Origin of the sequence: Streptomyces sp. NPDC002490 (assembly GCF_040296045.1) — a bacterium.
Taxonomy (GTDB): Bacteria; Actinomycetota; Actinomycetes; order Streptomycetales; family Streptomycetaceae; genus Streptomyces.
In genome coordinates this window covers 1-17,029 of sequence record NZ_JBEOWM010000067.1, presented here as the reverse complement: position 1 = coordinate 17,029, position 17,029 = coordinate 1, and the positions used below count along the sequence as shown (strand labels likewise).

Sequence of the window (17,029 nt, the reverse complement as noted above, 5' to 3'; positions counted from 1 at the left end):
TGCCTACTAAACGATCATCCGAGGGTGAACCCCGTGACCCGAAAGGGGCAAGGACGCGGCGCCGCCGTGACCCGGGGCCACGGCGGGTGCGGCTCAGTCGAGTTCGAGGACGCGGGCGTGCAGGACCTGTCGTTGTTGGAGTGCGGCCCGGACCGCCCGGTGCAGCCCGTCCTCCAGGTACAGATCGCCCCGCCACTTCACCACGTGGGCGAAGAGGTCCCCGTAGAAGGTCGAGTCCTCGGCGAGGAGCGTCTCCAGGTCGAGTTGGCCCTTGGTCGTCACGAGCTGATCGAGGCGGACCGGGCGTGGCGCGACGTCCGCCCACTGCCGGGTGCTCTCCCGGCCGTGGTCGGGGTACGGCCGGCCGTTTCCGATGCGCTTGAAGATCACACGGAAAGCCTACCGGTCAAGCCTCTCCGGGCGCAGCCACGGCGGGCCGGTGCGAAGCTGGTGCATAGCGCACATCGAGGGATCAATGCGGCGGCGTTCGCGGCGTCGGACCGGGAAACAGGGGCCTGAACGATGAGTGAGAGCCAGTCGGACGCGGCGCCGCCCCCCGGATCCGGACCCCCTCCCGCCGACGGGACGCTGCCCGCGCCGGCCCGGGAGATCGCCGCCGGGTACGCCTTCGCCGGCCCGGCGCTGGACCTCGGGGCGCTGGTGTGGGACGGGACCTGCCGCCCGGACGCCCCGGTGCGGCTGCCGCTGACGGTGCTCAACCGGCACGGGCTGGTCGCGGGGGCCACCGGCACCGGCAAGACCAAGACGCTGCAACTGATCGCGGAGCAGCTCTCCGCGCAGGGCGTGCCGGTGTTCCTCGCGGACGTGAAGGGCGACCTGTCCGGGATCTCGGCGCCGGGGGAGCCGGGCGAGCGGGTGGGCGCCCGGGCCGCCGAGGTGGGGCAGGCGTGGGAGCCGGGCGGCTGTCCCACCGAGTTCTACGCACTGGGCGGGCTCGGGCACGGGGTGCCGCTGCGGGCCACCGTCACCAGTTTCGGACCGGTGCTGCTGGCGAAGGTGCTCCAGCTGAACCGGACCCAGGAGCAGTCGCTCGGGCTGGTGTTCCACTACGCGGACGGCAAGGGGCTGGAACTGGTCGACCTGAAGGACCTGCGGGCGGTGGTGGCCTTCCTCGTCTCCGAGGAGGGGAAGGGGGAGCTGACGTCGATCGGCGGGCTGTCGAGCGCCACCGCCGGGGTGATCCTGCGGGCGCTCACCGCCTTCGAGCAGCAGGGGGCCGGGGTGTTCTTCGGGGAGCCGGAGTTCGACACCGGCGAGTTCCTGCGGGTCTCGGCGGAGGGGCTCGGGACGGTGTCGCTGCTGGAGCTGCCGGCGGTGCAGGACCGGCCGCAGCTCTTCTCCACCTTCCTGATGTGGTTGCTCGCCGACCTGTACCACGACCTGCCGGAGGTGGGCGACCTCGACCGGCCCAAGCTGGTGTTCTTCTTCGACGAGGCGCACCTGTTGTTCACCGGGGCGTCCACGGCGTTCCTGGAGGCGATCACGCAGACGGTGCGGCTGATTCGCTCCAAAGGGGTAGGGGTGTTCTTCGTGACCCAGACGCCGAAGGACGTGCCCGCCGAGGTGCTCGGGCAGCTCGGCAACCGGGTGCAGCACGCACTGCGGGCGTTCACCCCGGAGGACCAGAAGGCGCTGCGGGCGACCGTGCGGACCTTTCCCCGCTCCCCGTACGACCTGGAGGAGTTGCTGACCTCCCTGGGCACCGGCGAGGCCGTGGTGACGGTGCTCGGCGAGAGCGGGGCGCCCACTCCGGTGGCGGCGACCCGGCTGCGGGCCCCCGAGTCGCTGATGGGCCCGGTGCCGGCGGACGCCTTGGACGCGGCGGTGCGCGGTTCGGCGCTGTACGGGCGGTACGCGCAGGCCGTGGACCGGGAGTCGGCGTACGAGAAGCTGAACGCCCGGGCGCCCGCGCCGGCGCCCGAACCGGTTCGTGAGCCGGCGCCCGCGCCCGACGACCCGGCGGGCACCGGGACGGGACGGGAGCGGGCGGAGCCCTCGTTGGTGGACCAGGTGGTGGGCAGCGGGGTGTTCAGGTCCCTGACCCGGTCGCTGGGGACGCAGTTGGGGCGGGAGATCAGCCGTTCGTTGTTCGGGACCGCCCGGCGGCGGTGAGCGGGCCTCTCGCTCCGTCCTCGGATTCACCCGGTCCGGGTGCGGGGGTGAGGAGCGCCCGGCCGCGGCGGGGCCGAGCGCTCTCGGGGACGGGGCTCGTGGTCAGGACCGGTCGAACTGACCGTGACGGGCTGCCGTGACGAACGTGCTGAACTCCTCGTTCGTGAACCTCAGTATGGGCCCGCTGGGCCTCTTGCTGTCGCGCATCGCCATCACCTCGGTGAGGACGGCGATCTCGACGCACTGTCCGTTGCCGCTGCTGTAGCTGCTCGTGCGCCACTCGGCGCGGGTGAGGTCTGTGTTCTCCATGTCATGTACCTCCGTTCAGCTGATCTCTCTAACCAACGTGGCGATCAGGCTGGCCGATTCATCGGGACTCAGGGCCAAGGCTCGTAGGTGGTCGAAGATGTGGTCGTATCGCCGGATGTCCTCGTCGGCTTCCAGGAAGAGATCACCGGCCATGCTGTCGATGTAGACGAGGGCGGGATCTCCCGGATCAGGGAAGTCCATCAGGACGAAGCTCCCAGGCATCCCCGCGTGTGCCCCGGCGCTGAACGGAATGACTTGGAGAGTCACGTATGGCTCGGCGGCGATCTCGGCGAGATGGTGCAACTGCTCGGCCATGATCTTGGGGCTGCCGATCACCCTTCTGAGGGCGGCTTCGTCCAAGATCGCCCATAGCTCAAGCGGAGTGGCCTTGGCGAAGACGGTCTGTCGTTCGACACGCGCCTGTACCCGTTGGCCCACCTCCTTGACGGTGGCTGTCGGGAGTACGCCCCGCACAACTGCCTGGGCGTAGTCCCTGGTCTGTAGCAGACCCGGGATGAAGAGCGACTCGTAGTTACGAACGGTTCGGGCCTCAGCCTCGAAGCTGATGTAGCCAACGTACTCGTCGGGCAGATCGGCGTGATATGGGCGTAGCCACCCCTGCTCGCTCGCCTGTGTGGAAAGCGTCAAGATCGCTTCGCGCTTCGCATCGTCCACGCCGTAGGCATCAAGCAATGCCATCAAGGTTCGGCGCTGCGGACGCCCCTTGGCAGCCTCAAGTCGATACAGAGTCGCTTCGTTCACGCTGGTGCGCGTCGCCACGTCTTCCCTGGTCAGACCGCTTTCGCTGCGAAGTCTGCGCATCTCTCGCGCCAACCGGCGAAGACGAGCTGTCGGCATCTGGGCCATGTGCCCCGTCCCTTCATTTGCACTGCTCGTCGGAGCGAGTGTGGCCGACAGGCGTTCCTGTCAGCAAGCCAGACAGCAAATGCAATGTATGCATTCACAGTCTTGCGTCTTCAGGGCATGCAGAGGCATATTAGGCGAACGCAAGCATGGTGTTCTTCGTCACGATCGGAGATGCAGGCGTCAGGCTGCGCGCTGCCCTGGAAGTGGCGCGTCGCCCTCGTTCGCTGTCGCCCGCTCCGAACCTGCCTTTGGGACGAGTCACTCTGCTGTGCGGGCAGATCAAGAACGGCTGCCCTGGCGGGGTGCCGACAGCGACCGCCGTCCGGGCAGTCCTCCACGCAGGGAGGGCTGAGCATGGAGCCACTGATCTACGGCTACTTACGTCGCCTGCCGGGAACGGGCGACGCGGACGAGGCCCGCCTGATAGGGGGACTGTCCGCTCTCGCGGAAGCCGAGGGGTTCGCGCTCGGCCCCCTGTCCGTCGAGGTCGAGCCGCGGGGCGTCGCCGCCTTTCGCGGCCTGATCGATCGGTGTCTGCGGGACGACGTCCAGAGCGTGGTTGTTCCGTCCCCCGATCACCTCAACACCCTGCCGTTGCTTGCGTGTCTCGTGGCTGAACTGCTCAAGGACGAGATCAGCGGCCAGGTCTGGATCGTCACCGCCGGATCCGAGGAGCCGTCATGTCCGCCCACGATGCCGAGGGGCGTGCGATGACTGCCCCGGCCGATCTCGAATCGCCGTACGCCAACAGCATCACCCTGGTTGCCGTGCCCACGGCCGTACCGGTCGCGCGGATGTTCGTCCGCGCTCTGCTCGAACACTGGGGCGTGGCAGAAGTCGCGGACGAAGTGATGCTGGTGACTTCCGAGTTGGTGGGCAACGCCGTCAAGGCGGTGGGGTTCGCCGACCGCGCGCCGATGACGTGGGAGATCACGGCACGGCACGTCATCGGGGTGCAGCTGCGGATTGTCGATGCCCACCTGTACGCCGAGGTCTGGGACGGTTCCGCTGCTCTGCCGAGACGGCAGGCGGTATCGCTCGACACCGAGGGCGGGCGAGGTCTGATCCTGGTGGAGAACGTCTGCGAGGGATGGGACGTCTTCCGCCCCGATGTCGGCGGCAAGGTGGTGTGGGCACGGTTGCCGCTCGGTAGGAAGGTGGTGCCGACCGTGGCGAAGTTCGTTCTGCCCCATCGGGTGCCGGGTGCGACCAGTCCGCCGAACGAGGCGGTGAAGGGGTTGGCGACCGCGGCCCTGCTGCAACGGGTGTTTGACGGACTGCGGGCGGCACGGTGAACCCCGTGCCCGACCGGGCAGTGGCAGGGGGGCTCCGCCCCCACGGATGACACCGCAGGTCCGTTCGAGACGCGGCGCCCCGTGACCTTGCCGTCGGTCGCGGGGCGCCGCGTGTGCGGGGCCGGGCCCCGGGCCGCATGATCGGAGCATGGACGTGAACCTTCACCTCGCGCAGGAGCCGGCGGCGGACGCCTTGCTGAGCCGTAGCCCGCTGGCCGCGCTCGTGGGGATGCTGCTGGACCAGCAGGTGCCGATGGAGTGGGCCTTCGCCGGGCCGCACACGATCGCGCAGCGGATGGGGCGGGAGGACCTGGACGCGCACGAGATCGCCGAGCAGGACCCGGAGGCGTTCGCCGAGCTGCTGGCGCGCAAGCCCGCGGTGCACCGCTATCCGGGGTCGATGGCGGGGCGGGTGCAGAACCTGTGCCGGTACCTGGTGGAGCAGTACGACGGGCGGGCCGAGGCGGTGTGGGAGGACGCGGGCAGCGGACGGGAACTGGCGAAGAGGCTGGGCGAGCTGCCGGGGTTCGGCAAGCAGAAGGCGCAGATCTTCCTGGCGCTGCTGGGCAAGCAGTTGGGGGTGCGGCCGACGGGGTGGCGGGAGGCGGCCGGGGAGTACGGGGCCGAGGGGAGCTACCGGTCGGCGGCCGACATCACCGGGCCCGAGTCCTTGGCCCGGGTGCGGGCCCACAAGCAGGAGGCGAAGGCGGCGGCCAAGCGGGCCAAGGGCGGTTGAAGGCACGGCGTGCGTAAGGGGCGGAACCGGGCTGAGAGCCGCCACAGCCCGGGTCCGCCGATTGGCGCACGGTCACTGGGAAAGGACCGTGCGACCACCCCCTTGCTTACGCCGGACGCCAGTACCCGAGGGCCTTGACGCGCGGTTTGGGCACCGAGAGTTCCTTGCGCAGGTACGTCGCGAGGGACCGTGTGGTGACGGTGTCGCAGGCGACCCAGACGTAGTACTCGTCGGTGCTCCGGTGGCTGCGGAGGAGGTCCGGGAGGGTGGACCGGATCTCCTCCACCAGTCCGGCGCCCTGGTCGCGGCGCAGGACGGTGCGGAGCTGGTGCCGGGCGGGGTCGAGCCGCATCGGCAGCCGTTCGTCGAGCGGGTGCGAGGTCTCGTACCAGATGGTGGCGGAGGCTTCGCCCAGCTCGTCGAGGAGCGAGTTGATCGCGGGCAGGGACGCGGGGTCCCCGATCACGTAGAGGTGTGTGGGGGCGGGCTCGGGGCGGGTGAACTCGGTGCCGTGCACGGTCGCCTCGATGGTGTCGCCCGGGCGGGCGGCGCGTGCCCAGTCGCTGGCCGGCCCCGGGTGGAGGACGAACTCCAGGTCGAAGGTGCCCTTCTCGGGGTCCGGGTCGACCAGGGTGTAGCCGCGCTGGTGCGGCTTGCCGGCCCGCTCGAACCAGAGCCGCACCCACATGGTGGGGTGGGTCCCGGTCGCGGCGAGCATGCCCCCGTCGCTGAGGCGGATGCGGCGCAGCCGGTCGTTGACCGCCTCGGTGTCGGTCACGGTGAAGGTGAAGTCCTTGCCGCGCAGCAGCTTGAGGACGGCGCCCTCCCAACCGTGTCCCATCACCGCGCTCCTCGCGTCGTCAGGTGCCCCCGGGGTGACTCGTAACCCCGGGGGCGTTGAAGTTAGGTTAGCCTAACCTCACGTGATCTGGCGAGTCCGGACCTGGATCCGGGTGTCGGGCCCGGTCGACGCCGCCCCGGCCGGTCAGGAACCGTGGACGTACCTCCGCAAGTGGCGGGCGGTCAGGGACCGTTCCGCGCCCGGGTGGCCGTCGGCGCTTCCGACGAGTTCGGCCGGGGTGCCGGTGAACACCACCTGGCCGCCGTCGTGGCCGCCGCCCGGACCGATGTCGATGATCCAGTCGGCGTGGGCCATCACCGCGAGGTGGTGCTCGATGACGATGACCGAGTTGCCGTCGTCCACCAGCCGGTCCAACAGGGCGAGCAGCTTGTCCACGTCGGCCAGGTGCAGCCCGGTGGTGGGCTCGTCCAGGATGTACGTCGAGGACTTCTCCGCCATGTGGATGGCCAGCTTCAGGCGTTGGCGCTCGCCGCCGGAGAGGGTGTTCAGCGGCTGCCCGAGCCGCAGGTAGCCGAGCCCGACGTCGTTCAGTCGGGACAGGATGCGGTGCGCCGGGCCGGTGGGGAAGAAGGCGTGCGCCTCGGCGGCCGACATGCCGAGCACCTCGCTGATGTTCTTGCCGTCCAGCCGGTACTCCAGCACCTCGGGCGTGTACCGCCGGCCCTCGCACTGCTCGCACACGGAGGCCACGCCGGCCATCATCGCCAGGTCGGTGTAGACCAGGCCGACGCCGTTGCACCCGGGGCAGGCGCCCGCCGAGTTGGCGCTGAACAGGGCCGGCTTGACGCCGTTGGCCTTGGCGAAGGCGGTGCGGATCGGGCTCAACAGGCCCGTGTAGGTGGCTGGGTTGGAGCGGCGCGAGCCGCGGATGGGCGCCTGGTCGGCGACCACCACCCCGTCCCGGTGCGCGAGGTGGCCGTGGATCAGGGAGCTCTTGCCGGAGCCGGCGACCCCGGTGACCACGGTGAGCACGCCGAGCGGCACGTCCACCGAGACGTCCTTGAGGTTGTGCAGGGTGGCGTGCTCGACGGACAACTGCCCGGTGGGCTTGCGGACCTCGGTGCGCAGCGCGGCCCGGTGGCCCAGGTGGCGGCCGGTGAGGGTGTCCGAGGCGCGGAGCCCGGCCACGTCGCCGGAGTACTGGAGCAGCCCGCCGTCCGATCCGGCGCCGGGGCCGAGGTCCACCACGTGGTCGGCCATCTCGATGACCTCGGGCTTGTGCTCCACCACCAGCACCGTGTTGCCCTTGTCGCGCAGGCGCAGCAGGAGGCCGTTCATCCGCTGGATGTCGTGCGGGTGGAGTCCGGTGGTGGGCTCGTCGAAGACGTAGGTGACGTCGCTGAGCGCGGAGCCGAGGTGGCGGACCATCTTCACCCGTTGGGCCTCGCCGCCGGAGAGGGTGCCGGAGGTGCGGTCCAGGCTGAGGTAGCCGAGGCCGATCTCCACCAGCGAGTCGAGCAGGTGGACCAGGCCGGCCAGTGCCGGGGCGACCGAGGGGGCGTCGACTCCGCGCAGGAAGGCGACCAGGTCACTGATCTGGAGGGCGGCGCACTCGGCGATGTTGCGGCCGTCGATCCGTGACTCCAGCACGGCCCGGTTGAGTCGGGCGCCGGCGCAGTCGGGGCAGGTGGCGAAGACGACGGCGCGGTCCACGTAGGCCCGGACGTGCGGCTGCATCGACTCGCGGTCCTTGGAGAGGAAGGAGCGCTGGATGCGGGGGACCAGGCCCTCGTAGGTGAGGTTGCTGGTGCCGATCTTCACCTTGGTGGTCGGCTTGTGCAGCAGGTCGTGCAGTTCGGTCTCGGTGAACTCCGCGACCTTCTTCGCCGGGTCGTAGAAGCCGGACTCGGCCAGTACCCTCCACGACCAGGAGTCGACGGCGTACCCCGGGACCAGCACGGCGCCCTCGTCGAGCGAGAGGGAGCGGTCCACCACCTGGTCCACGTCGATCTCGGAGACCTGGCCGAGGCCCTCGCAGGCGGGGCACATGCCTTCGGCGGTGTTGAAGCTGAAGGCGTGGGCCGGGCCGGCGGGCGGGGTGCCGATCCGGCTGAAGACGATCCGCAGCAGGGTGTACGCGTCGGTCGCGGTGCCCACCGTGGAACGGGAGTTGGCGCCCATCCGCTCCTGGTCGACGACGATCGCCGCGCTCAGGCCGCGCAGCGCGTCCACGTCGGGGCGGTTGGGCGGCGGCATGAACGACTGGACGAAGCTGGCGTACGTCTCGTTGATCAGCCGTTGGGACTCCGCGGCCACGGTGCCGAAGACCAGGGAGGACTTGCCGGAGCCGGAGACGCCGGTGAACACGGTCAGCCGGCGCTTGGGTATGTCGACGTCGACGCCGCGCAGGTTGTTCTCGCGGGCGCCGCGGACCTCGATGTGGTGGTGGCCGTCGGCCGCGGTGTGCCGCGCGGCGTCGGGGGGCGTGCCGCCCGGGGTGGTGGTGCGGTGCTGGTGGTCGGCCTCGGCCGGCATGACTCTCCTCGGGCGCCTGGCGGCGGTGTGCTGGGCCGCCTGCGGGTGGTGTCGGCGGCCCAGGGTACAGGAAACTGAATACGCTGTACGCAAATGATGTTGGCGGGCCCCGGGCCGTTCCCGCCGGTCGGCGGGCGTCACCCGGACGGCGCCCAACGGGTCGCCGGCCGGCCGCCCCCGGCGGAACGTGGGGACGTCGTGTCCTTCCCCAGACCAACCGGACGGTGCGAGGTGGCCGAGTGAGCGCGATGGACGTACCGGAGGACGCCCCCCGCCCGGCGGCGCGGCAGGAATCCCGGGCCGCGGCGGCCGGCGGCGCCGCCAACCCCACCCTCACCTGGGTCACCCTGGCCCTGATGACCACCGCTTCGGTGGCCAGTCTGCGGGCCGCCCCCACCATGGCCGTCTACGGCCTGGCCTGTGTGTTCCTCTACCTGGTGCCGGCGGTCGTGTTCCTGCTGCCGACCTCCCTGGTCTCCGCCGAACTCGCCTCCGGCTGGAGCGGCGGCGTCTACCGCTGGGTCAGCGAGGGGCTCTCCAAGCCGCTGGGCTTCCTCGCCGTCTGGTGCCAGTTCGCCATGACGATCTTCTACTACCCCAGCCTGCTCGCCTTCGTCGCCAGCACCATCGCCTACATCATCGATCCGGCGCTCGCCGCCAACGGCGTCTACACCGCCATCGTGATCATGGTCCTGTACTGGACGGGCGTGTGGGTCTCCTCCCGGGGCACCAAGACCCTGGCCGGACTCTCCTCCTGGGGCCTGATCATCGGCACCCTGGTGCCCGGCACCCTGCTGGTGGTCCTCGGGCTGGTCTTCCTCGGCCAGGGCAACCCGTCCGCCGCGCCGATGGACGCCGCCAACCTCTTCCCCCAGTGGACGGGCCTCGCCAGCCTCGTCCTCATCGTCAACAACTTCCTCAGCTACTCCGGCATGGAGATGAACGCCGTCCACGTCTCCTCGCTGAAGGACCCGCCGCGCGAGTTCCCCAAGTCGATGTTCCTCGCCATGGGACTGGTGCTGCTGATCTTCATCCTGCCCGCGCTGGCCATCAGCTGGGTGGTCCCCGCCGACCAACTCAGCCTCACCGCCGGCGTGATGCAGGCGTTCGACGCCTTCTTCTCGTACTTCCACATCGGCTGGCTCACCCCGATCGCGGCCGTCGCGCTCATCGCCGCCTCCCTCGGCGGCATGCTCACCTGGCTCGCCGGTCCCTCCAAGGGCCTGCTGCTGATCTCCCGCGAGGAGGGCTACCTGCCGCCCTTCCTCCAGAAGCTCAACCAGCACGGCATCCAGCAGAACATCCTGGTCACCCAGGGCGTCGTGACCACCGCCATCGCCCTGATGTACGCACTGATCCCCAACGTCTCCAGCGTCTACTGGATCTTCTCGGTGATCACCACCCAGGTGTACCTGATCGTCTACCTGCTGATGTTCGTCGCCGCGGTACGGCTGCGCAGGACCCAGCCCGACCACCCGCGCGGCTACCGCGCGCCCGCCCTGCCGCTGCTGTGCGCGGTCGGACTGCTCGCCTCCCTCGCCGCCCTCGCCATCGGCTTCGTGCCCTCCTCCCAGTTCGGCGGCGGCAGCGTGTGGGCCTACGTCGGCATCGTCGCCGGCGGCCTGGTCGTCCTCGGCCTGCTGATCCCGTTCGCCTTCCTCAAGCTCCGCAAACCCAGTTGGCGCACCCACGTCGGCGAGGACGCCGCCGCGGAGGGGGAGGGGAGGACCGCATGAGCCCCACCCGCTTCGCCGACCAGCACAAGTGGATCTACATCGGCGCGATCCTGCTGCTCGTCGCCCTGGTCGTCATCGGCATCGTCCAGTACGAGACCGTGCGCACCACCAACGAGGCCCAGAAGAAGGCCGAGCAACTCGCCGACATGCTGGAGGCGGACGGCTTCCGGCGCCCCGACCCCGAAGCCGTCGCCCGCACCCTCGGCACCGACGGTGGGCCCGTCTGCCAGGACCCCGACGCCGCCCTCAAGTCCGCGCTGTGGAAGGTCAACCTCTCCAACGGCGCCACCGGCCCCGGCCAGCGCCCGGTGATCTCCGACCGGCAGGTCGTCGAGGCCGAGGCGATCGTCCTCGGCGTCTACTGCCCCGACCAGCTGAAGCAGATCCAGGACCGCATCGACGACCTCAAGACCTCCGACACCGTCAGGCGGTGACCCGATGACCGACCACCCCACCCCCGACCCGGACGGGCTGGGCGCGGCCGTCGCCGCCCTGATGGACCGGGCCCGCACCGACCTCGCCGACCTGGTCGCCATCCCCTCCGTCGCCGACCCCCGCCAGTACCCGCCCGAGGAGTGCGCCCGGGCCGCCCGCTGGGTCGCCGACGCCTTCGCCGCGGTCGGACTGCGCGACGTCCACCTCGCCGAGACCCCGGACGGCAGCCACGCCGTCATCGGCCACCGACCGCCCCCGCCCGGCGCCCCCACCGTCCTGCTCTACTGCCACTACGACGTGCAACCCCCGCTCGGCGAGGACGCCTGGCACTCCCCGCCGTTCACCCTCACCGAACGCGAGGGCCGCTGGTACGGGCGGGGCACCGCCGACTGCAAGGGCAACATCGTCATGCACCTCACCGCGCTGCGCGCGCTCGGCGAGGACGGCATCCCGGTGGGGCTGAAGTTCGTCGCCGAGGGCTCCGAGGAACAGGGCACCGGCGGGCTGGAGCAGTACGTCGCCCAGCACCCCGAGGAACTCCTCGCCGACGCCCTGCTGGTCTGCGACACCGGCAACGCCGCGGTCGGCGTCCCCACCGCCACCACCTCGCTGCGCGGGCTCGCCAACGTGGTGGTCACCGTGACCACCCTCGCCGGCGAGATCCACTCCGGCATGTTCGGCGGCCCCGCCCCCGACGCCCTCGCCGCCCTGGTGCAGGCCCTCGCCTCGCTGCGCGACCCGGACGGCGGCACCCGGATCGACGGACTCCCCGCGGACGGCACCTGGGACGGCGTCGGCTACGAGGAGGAGCAGTTCCGCCGCGACGCCGGAGTCCTCGACGGGGTGCGGCTCACCGGCACCGGCACCGTCGCCGACCGGCTCTGGGCCCGGCCCGCGGTCACCGTCCTCGGCATCGACTGCCCGCCCGTCGTCGGGTCCTCCGCCGCCGTCCCCGCGACCGCCCGCGCCCGGGTCAGCCTGCGGGTCCCGCCCGGCACCCACCCGGACACCGCCCGCGACGCGCTCACCGCCCACCTGGAGCGGGCCGTGCCCTGGGGCGCCCGGGTCGCCGTCGAGGCCGAGAGCGGCGGCTCCCCCTTCCGCGCCGCCACCGACGGCCCCGCCTACGCGGCCCTGGACCGGGCCATGACCGAGGTTTACGGCCGGCCCATGGAGTTCCTCGGCCAGGGCGGCTCCATCCCGCTCTGCAACGTCTTCGCCGAGACCTACCCCCGGGCCGAGATCATCCTCATGGGCGTCGAGGAACCCCGCTGCCTGATCCACGCGCCCAACGAGAGCGTGGACCCCTCCGAGATCCGCCACATGGCCGAGGTGGAGGCCCGCTTCCTGCGCCACTACGCGACGGCGGCCCGGGCACCGCGGGCGTGACCCGGCCGCCGCCCACCGGCCACCGCGTCGCCGACCCGGTGCGGCGCTGGACCGCGATCGGAAGCGCGGTGACCCTGCTGGTCACGGCCTACTTCCTGGTCCCCGAGCAGGCGTTCGGCCCGGAACGTCCGGTGCTGAGCTGGACGGTGTTCGCGCTGGGGCTCGCCCTGATCGCGCTGCTGATCCTGCGCCACATCCGGGACGTGCTGCTGGAGCGCGAGGGCACCCATCCGGCGTTCGCCATCATCGTCCTGATGTGCGCCACGGTGCTGGTCTTCGCCGTCGCCTACCGGGCGCTGGCCCGGGACCCCGGCGAGTTCGACGGACTCGCCACCCGGGTGGACGCCCTGTACTTCACCGTCGTCACCCTGGCCACGGTCGGCTTCGGCGACATCACCGCGCGGGGCCAGTCCGCCCGGGTGGTGGTGATCCTCCAGATCGTCTACACCTTCGTCTTCCTCACCGCGGCGGCCACCGCGGTGACGACCCGGATCCGCTCCCGGGTCACGTCCCGCTCGGCCGGGCGCCGTGCCGGTCGGCGAGCTCGCTGATCCGGGCGGCCAGGGCGGTGTCCTTCGCGGTGATCGCCCCGCCCGCGTCATGGGTGCTCAACGCGAAGCCGACGGTGGCGTACAGGATGCTGACCGCGGCGTGGTGGTCGGCCCGGTCCTCGACCGCCGCCACCGCCGCGTACAGGGCGGGCAGGTCGCTGCGCTCGACGGCGTAGGACGCGGTCAGCTCGCCGTCCCGGACCGACCAGCCCGGCAGTCCGGCCAGGGCCTCGTCCAGTTCGGCGGGGGTGAGGGGTGCGGTGGGGGGCACGGGGCGACTCCTGGGGCGTGGGTGCGGTGCTGTGGCCCGTTGTACACCGTGGGGCGGTCGGGGGCGTCCGATTCGTACGGGCAGGGGCGCGGTGGGGCCGGGCGGCGGCGTTCCGCGTCACGGTGCGGGGGAGGTGGCTTCCTCGGGGGTGTGGGAGGGGTGGTACGGCCTGCCGCCGGGGCGGTGGAGGATGAGGCGGGCCTGCTGCTTCTCGGACAGGGCCTCGGCGGTTTCCAGGTCGCAGAAGGACGCGGCCCAGTTTCCGGCGGTGACGAGCTTGCGATTCGTGGATTCGTCAGTGAGGAGGGCGCGGAGGTGTTCGTCGCGTTCGGTTCCGTTGCGGTAGATCCACAGGATGACGTTGGAGCCCTTGTTCGCTTTCAAGCATTGCAGGTCCTTGGGGGCGCTGGTGCACAGGAGGAACCCGTCCCTCTCCTTCCGTTCGGTGCAGGGGGCGATCTCGTTCAGTTGGTCGGCGACGGTTTCGAGCGTGGTCCGGCGGGGGGTGTCGGGGATGTCGGGGAGGGGGATCAGCTTGGGCAGGGCGACGGCGTTCAGGGCCTTGGCGACTTTGCGGGCGTGGGACATGGTGTCGGAGGGGAGGAGGCGGATGTACCAGTTGCCGGCGGCGACGGTCACCTTGCTGAAGGGTGCGGTCCGGCCCGATGCGAGGAGGCGGCCCATTTCGCCTTCGGTGATGAAGTTCCGGTCGAAGACGGTGATCTGGGCCTGGACCGTGGTGCCTTGGTTCTCGAAGGCGCATTCGAGGGCGCTGCGGGTGGTGGATTCTTCCAGTCCTCGGCGTAGGAAGCGGCAGTCCACTCCGCCCTTTTCCATTGCTTCGCGGACCTGGTCGGCGGTCTGGTAGCGGGGTTCGTCCGGTACGTTCGCGGGGAGTGGTTCCAGGGGGGCCGAGGAGTTGTTGCGCTCGGGTAGGCAACCGGTGAGCAGCAGGGCCAGGCAGGCGGCCACTGTGGTCGTGGTCCTCTTCACGTTTCTCAGTCTCCAGGAGGTCGGGGAGCCGGACCGGGGCTCGGCGAGGGGGTTCCCGGCTCGGGTTCGCCGGTGCCGGACCCCGTCGTCGGGCCTTCCGTGGCGTAGATCGGGGCCAGGGCGACATGGTGTCCGGCGGGTGTCTGCGACTCCAACTGCTCCATGGCCCGGGTTCGTTCCCCGTCGGTGAGGTCGTGCCAGGCCATCGCGTCGTCCAGATGGGGTTCGATCCGGTCCCAGTTGCGGCCCCGGGCCTGGATGGAGTGGCCGCGGTAGTCGGAGTCGTCGCCGAACTGCTCGTTCTTCTCCCGTACGTCGGAGGAGTCGGCCGCGTACAGGGTGAACAGTTGCTTGTCCGTCGTGGCGCCGTGCTCATCCTCTTGCAACATGGCCAAGTAGTGGGCGGAGAGCCGCACGTCCAGCTGTGGGTTCGACTCTATCTCCGCGGCCAGTTCGGCGTCGGTGGCGTCGTTCAGGGTCCGCCCGTCCGTCAGGCGAAAACGGTTCGGGTACTCGTCCAGGACCCTCCGCGCCGTGGCGGGCTTGATGTGGGTGATGCCCAGGGACTTGTCGGGCTTCAGGGTCTGTGAGGCGGCCCAGTTGAGGAAGCGCCCCGCCTCCGTCACCGGGCCGCTGAGCCCGGGACTGTGGTTCTGGTACCACTGCTGCTCCTGCCAGAGGACGGCGAGCAGCAGCTTGCGGCTGATCCCGGTCTCCGCCGAGGCGGTCTTCACCGAGTCGAGCACGTGGCGGGGGACGTTGATGGGGTGGATGTCGGTTTCCAGCCCGTGGCTCAACCGGAGCGCCACGGCGAGCGGACCCCCGTCCAGTGCTTCCCTGACCAGCTTCGGATCACGCAGCAGGATCATTCCCTCCACTGTCCGCAGCGCGCGGGCCGCGTCGGCGTCCGCTTCGTTGGCCTTGTACAGGGCGTCCGCGATGACCTCGTGGGCCTGGGTCAACAGCGCCTTCTCCGGTGCGTCCCCCTCCACCAGGTCATCCTGCGAGAACTGGACCCGCCCGCTCTCGTCCACCACCAGCCCGTTGCGGCGTGCGTAGTCGAGGCCCCCGCGCAGGTCGCGCTGCGCGTTCTCGACGGCGTTCGCCAACTCGTCGTAGGCCCTCGCCATGGCGCGCAGGGCCAGGGCCGCCGCCTCGTAGTCGTCGGCGTGTTCCACGAACCGTTCGCGGGCGGCCCGGCCCGCCTCGCCCACCCAGCACTGCTTCAAGGTGGCGGCGACCTCGTTGCGGGCGTGGTCGCCCAACTCGTCGCACTGCCGCGCCGCTGCCAGGACGTCGTCGGCGGCGTCCCGCCACTGCTGGGGGCGGGCCTCGTCCAGGTCGCTGACGGAGACGGCCATCAGGCGCCCTCCAGCCAGGCGGCGGACCGCTTCAATTCCGCTGCGACGGAGACGTCGTCGCTGATCTGCTCGTCCATGCCCCGGGTCAAGGACTTCGCGGCACCGTCGACGAGGTCGCCGAGTTCGCGGAGCCGACGTTGCCACATGCCCACGCACGAGTCGCTGGCCGCCCCGGCGTCCCAGCCGCGGTGGGTCCGGCCGGCGGCTTCCGCGTCGTCGAGCTTCGACTTGCCGCGGGCCTGGCCCTGAGCGGTCCGCAGGGCGGACGCCTTGGCCCGTACCGGTGCCGGGGCCAAACCGAGGTCCGGCTCCGGGCCGCCGGCCGGCGGCCCGGTCCCCGCGGACGCGAGTCGAGTGCGGTCCGCCTGCTTGCGCAGTGCGTCCTGTTTGAGCTGGTCCCATTCCGCTGCGAACGACAACGTGCCCCCCTTGATCGCACGGCGTGTCCTGCCCTGTGTTTCACCGTATCCAAGGCCGGCAGTTCGTCGCAGCCATGAGCGAAGGGGGCTCCGCCGGTGGGGGGCGGGGTCAGATCACCGGCGGGCGGCCCAGCCGGGTCATCCGGGCGACGGTCCGCCACCGCATCGGGCGGCGGGGCCCGCCGGAGGTGCGGACGCCCTCCCAGAAGCCGCCGGCCCAGGCCCGCAGGCCGGGCGCCGAGCGGGTGCGGGCCACGGTGAGCAGCGTCCAGGTGCCGAGGTAGGCGGGGACCAGGGGGGCGGGTAGGTTGCGCTTGGCCAGCCAGACGCGGTTGCGGGCGGTCATCCGGTAGTAGACGGCGTGCCGGGCCGGGGAGGTCTTGGGGTGCTGGAGGAGCACCGCGGGCTCGTAGACGATGCGCCAGCCGCCGTCCAGGGCGCGCCAGGCCAGGTCGGTCTCCTCGTGGGCGAAGAAGAACTCCTCCGGCCAGTCGCCGACCCGGTCCAGCATCCGCATGGACAACGAGTGGCCGCCGCCGAGGAAGGTGGTGACCTCGCCGCCGCGCATCGGGTCGGAGGCGCGCAGCCGGGGCACGTGGCGGCGCGCGGTCTCGCCGTGCTCGTCGGCGATGCGGAACGCGACGACGCCGAGGCGGTCGTCGGCCGCGTGCAGCGCGGCCAACCGGCTGAGCACGTCGGTCTCGACGAGCAGCCCGTCGTCGTCGAGGTCCACGACCACGTCGACGTCGCCGAACCGGCGCAGCTCCGCGATCGCGACGTTGCGTCCGCCGGTGACGCCGAGGTTCTCCTCCAGTTCCACGCCGTGCACGTGCGCGGGGAGCTCCGGGAGCGGGGCGCCGTTGCCCACCACGACCACCCGGGTCGGCGCGAGGTCCTGGCGGGCCACCGAGTCCAGCAGGGCGCGCAGCTCCACGGGGCGGTTGCCCATGGTGAGGATCGCGATGCCCATGCGCGGGTGACCCATTGGTGAACTCCGTCCGTACGCCGCCTTGCCGGAGGCCGAGCCTACCCGCGGGCGGTCCGGCGACCGGCAGGGCGGGGCACGGTACGGGGCGCGGGGTCAGCGGACCGCCCCGGCCAGGGGGCGTTCGGGGTCCCGCTCGGGGCCTCGGGCGGGGCGGGCGGCGGTGACCGCGCTCCCGGCGCGGTAGGGCCCGCGCCGGGAGCGCGGTCACC

General features: G+C 71.3%; 18 protein-coding genes. 8 read left to right on the top strand and 10 right to left on the bottom strand.

The features are described from left to right. Positions 1-93: 93 nt before the first annotated feature. Positions 94-390, bottom strand: a complete 297-nt coding sequence (locus ABT092_RS28215; RefSeq protein ID WP_003949502.1) for a type II toxin-antitoxin system VapB family antitoxin — start codon at positions 388-390, stop codon at positions 94-96. A 132-nt stretch (positions 391-522) separates the two neighbouring features. Here ABT092_RS28215 and ABT092_RS28210 point away from each other — a divergent pair, with 132 nt between their 5' ends. Next, on the top strand, positions 523-2,133 hold the full coding sequence (locus tag ABT092_RS28210; RefSeq protein WP_351248805.1) for a helicase HerA-like domain-containing protein: 1,611 nt from the start codon (positions 523-525) through the stop codon (positions 2,131-2,133). 102 nt (positions 2,134-2,235) lie between these two features. Here ABT092_RS28210 and ABT092_RS28205 read toward each other — a convergent pair whose 3' ends face one another. Beyond that, positions 2,236-2,442, bottom strand: coding sequence for a DUF397 domain-containing protein (locus ABT092_RS28205; RefSeq protein WP_351248803.1), 207 nt, complete (start codon positions 2,440-2,442; stop codon positions 2,236-2,238). Between the two features lie 15 nt (positions 2,443-2,457). Beyond that, the gene (locus tag ABT092_RS28200; protein WP_351248801.1) at positions 2,458-3,309 is read right to left on the bottom strand and encodes a helix-turn-helix domain-containing protein; all 852 of its coding nucleotides are present in this window, start codon (positions 3,307-3,309) and stop codon (positions 2,458-2,460) included. 354 nt (positions 3,310-3,663) lie between these two features. On the opposite strand from ABT092_RS28200, the gene ABT092_RS28195 reads away from it, so the two are divergent. From ABT092_RS28195 to ABT092_RS28185, 3 genes are all read left to right on the top strand, one after another. Further along, on the top strand, positions 3,664-4,023 hold the full coding sequence (locus ABT092_RS28195) for a hypothetical protein (protein WP_351248799.1): 360 nt from the start codon (positions 3,664-3,666) through the stop codon (positions 4,021-4,023). After that, the gene (locus ABT092_RS28190) at positions 3,990-4,604 is read left to right on the top strand and encodes an ATP-binding protein (protein WP_351248797.1); all 615 of its coding nucleotides are present in this window, start codon (positions 3,990-3,992) and stop codon (positions 4,602-4,604) included. The genes ABT092_RS28195 and ABT092_RS28190 overlap by 34 nt, the downstream gene beginning before the upstream one ends. A 148-nt stretch (positions 4,605-4,752) precedes the next feature. After that, the gene (locus ABT092_RS28185; RefSeq protein ID WP_351248795.1) at positions 4,753-5,340 is read left to right on the top strand and encodes an HhH-GPD-type base excision DNA repair protein; all 588 of its coding nucleotides are present in this window, start codon (positions 4,753-4,755) and stop codon (positions 5,338-5,340) included. Positions 5,341-5,446: 106 nt separating this feature from the next. On the opposite strand, the gene ABT092_RS28180 is transcribed toward ABT092_RS28185, so the two are convergent. Both ABT092_RS28180 and ABT092_RS28175 read right to left on the bottom strand, forming a co-directional pair. Next, positions 5,447-6,181 carry a siderophore-interacting protein gene (locus tag ABT092_RS28180; RefSeq protein WP_351248793.1) on the bottom strand — a complete coding sequence of 245 codons (735 nt, stop codon included), beginning with the start codon at positions 6,179-6,181 and terminating at the stop codon, positions 5,447-5,449. Positions 6,182-6,325: 144 nt separating this feature from the next. Next, complete coding sequence (locus ABT092_RS28175; RefSeq protein WP_351248791.1) at positions 6,326-8,677, bottom strand: ATP-binding cassette domain-containing protein; 2,352 nt, start codon at positions 8,675-8,677, stop codon at positions 6,326-6,328. Between the two features lie 239 nt (positions 8,678-8,916). On the opposite strand from ABT092_RS28175, the gene gadC reads away from it, so the two are divergent. The 4 genes from gadC to ABT092_RS28155 are packed head-to-tail and all read left to right on the top strand — an operon-like array spanning position 8,917 to position 12,788. Continuing rightward, a complete protein-coding gene (gene gadC, locus ABT092_RS28170) occupies positions 8,917-10,413 on the top strand; it encodes a glutamate/gamma-aminobutyrate antiporter GadC (RefSeq protein ID WP_351248789.1) in 1,497 nt (498 codons plus the stop codon). Further along, positions 10,410-10,847 carry a hypothetical protein gene (locus ABT092_RS28165; RefSeq protein ID WP_351248787.1) on the top strand — a complete coding sequence of 146 codons (438 nt, stop codon included), beginning with the start codon at positions 10,410-10,412 and terminating at the stop codon, positions 10,845-10,847. The genes gadC and ABT092_RS28165 overlap by 4 nt, the downstream gene beginning before the upstream one ends. Positions 10,848-10,851: 4 nt before the next feature. Next, complete coding sequence (locus ABT092_RS28160) at positions 10,852-12,237, top strand: dipeptidase (protein ID WP_351248785.1); 1,386 nt, start codon at positions 10,852-10,854, stop codon at positions 12,235-12,237. Then, entirely contained in the window at positions 12,234-12,788 is a 555-nt protein-coding gene (locus ABT092_RS28155; RefSeq protein WP_351248783.1) for a potassium channel family protein, read from the top strand. Before ABT092_RS28160 ends, ABT092_RS28155 begins: the two co-directional genes overlap by 4 nt. On the opposite strand, the gene ABT092_RS28150 is transcribed toward ABT092_RS28155, so the two are convergent. The 5 genes from ABT092_RS28150 to ABT092_RS28130 all read right to left on the bottom strand — a co-directional run bounded on the left by ABT092_RS28150 (position 12,742) and on the right by ABT092_RS28130 (position 16,817). Next, entirely contained in the window at positions 12,742-13,059 is a 318-nt protein-coding gene (locus ABT092_RS28150) for a 4a-hydroxytetrahydrobiopterin dehydratase (RefSeq protein WP_351248781.1), read from the bottom strand. The two genes, ABT092_RS28155 and ABT092_RS28150, sit on opposite strands and share 47 nt — an antisense overlap. A gap of 117 nt (positions 13,060-13,176) precedes the next feature. Next, entirely contained in the window at positions 13,177-14,052 is an 876-nt protein-coding gene (locus tag ABT092_RS28145) for a hypothetical protein (RefSeq protein ID WP_351248779.1), read from the bottom strand. Positions 14,053-14,057: 5 nt separating this feature from the next. Next, complete coding sequence (locus ABT092_RS28140; protein WP_351248777.1) at positions 14,058-15,413, bottom strand: hypothetical protein; 1,356 nt, start codon at positions 15,411-15,413, stop codon at positions 14,058-14,060. Next, a complete protein-coding gene (locus ABT092_RS28135) occupies positions 15,413-15,832 on the bottom strand; it encodes a hypothetical protein (protein ID WP_351248775.1) in 420 nt (139 codons plus the stop codon). The genes ABT092_RS28140 and ABT092_RS28135 overlap by 1 nt, the downstream gene beginning before the upstream one ends. Positions 15,833-15,941: 109 nt before the next feature. Then, the gene (locus tag ABT092_RS28130) at positions 15,942-16,817 is read right to left on the bottom strand and encodes a glycosyltransferase family 2 protein (protein ID WP_351248773.1); all 876 of its coding nucleotides are present in this window, start codon (positions 16,815-16,817) and stop codon (positions 15,942-15,944) included. Positions 16,818-17,029 lie beyond the last annotated feature (212 nt).